At 68.0% G+C, this 3,595-nt stretch carries 4 protein-coding genes; all 4 read left to right on the forward strand.

The features are described 5' to 3' along the window. On the forward strand, positions 1-498 hold a 498-nt coding region (locus tag BM150_RS23415; RefSeq protein WP_217641904.1), incomplete at its 5' end, for a hypothetical protein. Positions 499-590: 92 nt separating this feature from the next. Beyond that, positions 591-1,817, forward strand: a complete 1,227-nt coding sequence (locus BM150_RS23420) for a DUF2637 domain-containing protein (protein ID WP_092930252.1) — start codon at positions 591-593, stop codon at positions 1,815-1,817. A gap of 85 nt (positions 1,818-1,902) precedes the next feature. Then, positions 1,903-2,145 (forward strand): hypothetical protein, encoded by a 243-nt coding sequence (locus tag BM150_RS23425; protein WP_092930255.1) that lies wholly within the window; start codon positions 1,903-1,905, stop codon positions 2,143-2,145. Positions 2,146-2,280: 135 nt separating this feature from the next. Beyond that, positions 2,281-3,595 (forward strand): hypothetical protein (locus BM150_RS23430; RefSeq protein ID WP_139219650.1); only part of this gene is annotated, 1,315 nt, incomplete at its 3' end.

The following is a 3,595-nucleotide window of genomic DNA, read 5'->3' on the forward strand; positions in this document are numbered from 1 at the left end:
CGGTTCACCGTGTTGCTATCGTTGATCACACCACGCACAACGGATACGGTGAACCGCATCGTGCCGAACAGTGCACGAAGACGTACGGAACGGAGACACGGGACTATGGCGACTGTGCGGCAAATCGTGCAATTCGACAATGAGGAGATTGAGACGTTGCGGTCTGCCCTGCATGGCAGGGCCGTGAACGGCCTCCTGGAAGAGCTGCGCAACCATCTCAACCGCAGCATTCAACCCAGTGGGGACAGCGAGACGAAGAAAACCCGGCTTTCGCAGGCGCTCAAGCCGGGTGCCGAGGTCACTGGGTCTACGTTGACGGCGCTGGAGAAGGCGATCTCCGAGCGTAAGGAGACGTTGTTTCAGCTCTCGGAGTTTCTGGGCGAGGACGCCCAGCAGACTCGCGAACTGCTCCAGGCGCATGAGCAGGCCGAGCAGGTCACGCGCAAGCTCACCGATCAGGTGCCGCACACCGAACGCGCGGATTCCCCCGAGGCATAAGCCGCCCTACGAATACGAAGCGGGTGCGGCCCCCTTGCCCTGACGGCCGCACCCGCTTCAACAGCACTCCCCTGCTAAGGAGTTCCTCTTCTATGATGCCCTATCCTGCGACTTCTGTCGCGACCGCCGGACGGGCGACGCCAGTCCCCGACATTCCGAGCGGTTCCGACGTGCCGCCTACCGGCACGGATTACACGGCCACGTGGCTGGCCGCTCTGGCTCTGGCGGTGATCGCCGGGGCGTGGCTGCTGCGGCGCTACCGCGCCCCGCTGGCGCGTGCCGCGCGTGCGGTACGGCCTCGCCTGCCCCGCCGCACGAGCGGGGCCACCCCCGAAGCCGCGCCGCCCGCACCCGCCCCCGAAGCCGCACCGGCTCCGGACCGACCGGAGAGCGAGCCGCACACGCCGGGGACTGGCGCGCCATCCCGGCCGCCGATGCGGCGGCTCGCCCTGGTGCTGGTGCTGCTCATGGCCGCCGTGGTCGGCCTGGTCGCCACGGTCGCGCTGGCGCTCAATTTCGAGCACGGCCGCGAACTGGCAACGCTGAACGCAGAGCGGGGCTGGCGCTCGCTGCTGTGGCCGCTGGCCGTGGACGGGCTGCTCCTCGCGGCGAGCCTGGTCGGACTGGTGCGCCAACTGCTCGGGCTGCCGGTCGGGCTGCGATCCCGGGCGGCGTTCGTGGTCGGCATCGCCGCGTCGGGGGGAACGAACGTGCTGCTGGCCCTGCACAGCTCACTAAGCGGCTGGGAGCTGGCCGAACGCATCGGGGTCATGACCTGGCCGACGCTGGCATTGTTGTTGTCGCACGAGATGGGTTTGCAGATGGTCGCGCATTACGCGCGGATCATCGACGTGTTCGGGGTGCAGGCTCCGGCCCCGGAGCTCGTGGCCGCCGAGCAGCGCGCCGAGCAGTACCGCCAGGAGCGCGACGCGGCGCATCACGCGTTCACCGTCGAGCGTGACCAGTATGTGGAAAGTGCCGAGCTCAACGCACAGCTACGGACCACGGTGGCGCAGCTGGAACGGACGAACGAGGGGCTGCGTAGCAAACTCGCGGAACAGTCCGAGCAGCGTGCGGAACAGGAGCGCAACACCGTGCGGGACTGGGAGCAGGTGCGCCAACAGGCCCACGAGTGGGCACGCGCCTACGTGCGCGAGCACGGTGATCTGCCGACCGGGCCGCAGATCGCGCAGCAGTTCGGAGCCTCGGAGCGGTGGGCGCTGAAACAGCGGAACGCGATCATGGATGAGCTGTTGGACCTGCGCAACAGGCAGCAGGAACCCAGCACCAACGGTCACCCGGTGCTTGCCGCGCAGTGACGATGCGTCCGGTCCGATCCCGTCCGCGGGTCGGAACGGACGCCAGTCCCCGTGTTGTCCCGCTCAATTGTTCGGAGTCGTTCCAATGTCCTCGATGTTTCCCGCCACGGTGCGCGTGATCAGCCAGCACGCGCACGACGTCTCTGCGCTGTCCACCCCCGACGACCTCACCCAGTTCGCCGGGTGCTGTGAGGCGCTGGCTGAGCTGACCACGGGTGCGGTCGCGCGCGAGTGGTCGCGGCTGGCGCAGCGCTACCACTCCCGAGCGCTCATGCTGCGCGCGGAACAGGATGCGGCACCGTCTACATCCTCGCGAAGAGCATCGTGACCAGCGATCAAGCGTTACCAAACACCATAGTTACGTAAATATTGGGTTATTGTGTTACGTGCTAGGGTGTGACCACGACGACCACCGTGGGGCCGCCGACCGAGGCGGCCCCACCGCCGGAAAGCGAAACGATCGATGGAGCAACCGAGCCTGTTCGATCAGGACTGCGAGGTGTGCGGCACCCCGCTGCGGGGCCGCACGGTCTACGGCGCACACCTGGGGTGTGCGAACGTGCGCGAGCTGCGCGAGCTCAAACACGCGGTGCGCGCGTTGGCCCAGAGCGGCACGGTTCCCGCGCCCGTGCCGAGCGAGCAGCACGCCCCGTCGCACGCGCCCGAGTCCGAGCCGCACGCACCGGCCGACGAGGACACCGAGCAACCGCACGCGGCAACCGAGGCCGAGGCCGACGCCCCTCCGGAGTTCGAGCCGGCCCCGGAGACGGACGGGGAGGAGCCGGCCCCCGACCCCGAGGGCGCAGCACCGGCCGCGTCCTCGGACGAGTCGGCCGAGGTGAGTTCCGCACCGGTCGAGATCAGCCCCGAGGAGTTGGTACAGCCGAACTGTCCCGAGCTGGCCGACTACACCGCCGCTGCCGTCGTCGGCCCCGGATGGGTCCAAATCGGCAACCGCCGGTGGTCGGTGCCGGTGCACAGCGCGGCCGACATCGTGCGTATCCGTCAAGCCCTGAGGCACTCGACGTCGGTGCCGCAGGTGTACCTACTGGCCGAAACCTGCCAGCAACTCGGGCTGGTGGTCACGCTCGACGACCTCAACGTCTCCACCAGCACCCAAATCGAGACCCTGGAAAACCGGCTCGCTGAACTGCCCGCCTCGGCGGAGTTCATGCGCCCGGCCTATGACAACGGGTGGTCCTCCAACGGGGTGCTAGAGCCCTGGACCCTGCTGCGGTCGGAAAAAGACTCCAAAGGCCAACTCGTGCAACTGGTCCTCGAACCGTACGGGTGGGTCTACGACTACCAGGGGGAAGGGCTACTGGCCGAGGGGATCGACCCAGACAAGGACTACCCCCATCGGCTCGACGGCTCCGCCGAACAGCGCGCGGACGCGCTGCTACGGCGGGTGCACTGGATCGACACCCACCTCGGGGTGCTGCCGGGCAGCAACGCGGCCCGCACCATCGAGCGTGTCCACGAGCAGATCCGCCGGAAAAAGCTCCGCAGCGACCGCAGCACCGACGCCAAAGGCCGCACCCTCAACCGGGTGGAAACCGAACCGGGCAAACTCCCGGAGATGGAGGGAGTGTGCGGCTTCAACGACATCGAGCCCGAACTCAACCACCCCCGCCCACCCACGCATCACGAAATCGACCGCGCTGAAGTGCTGGTCGAACTCGACCAGCGCGCCGCCTATCTCGCCTCATTCAAGTCGGCCTTGCTCGGACTCGGTGAGCCCTCCTGGGTCGACGGGGACGCCGCGGCCCTGGTGGCTA

The sequence above is a fragment of the Actinopolyspora alba genome (genome assembly GCF_900112765.1).
In the GTDB taxonomy this organism is placed as follows: Bacteria; Actinomycetota; Actinomycetes; order Mycobacteriales; family Pseudonocardiaceae; genus Actinopolyspora; species Actinopolyspora alba.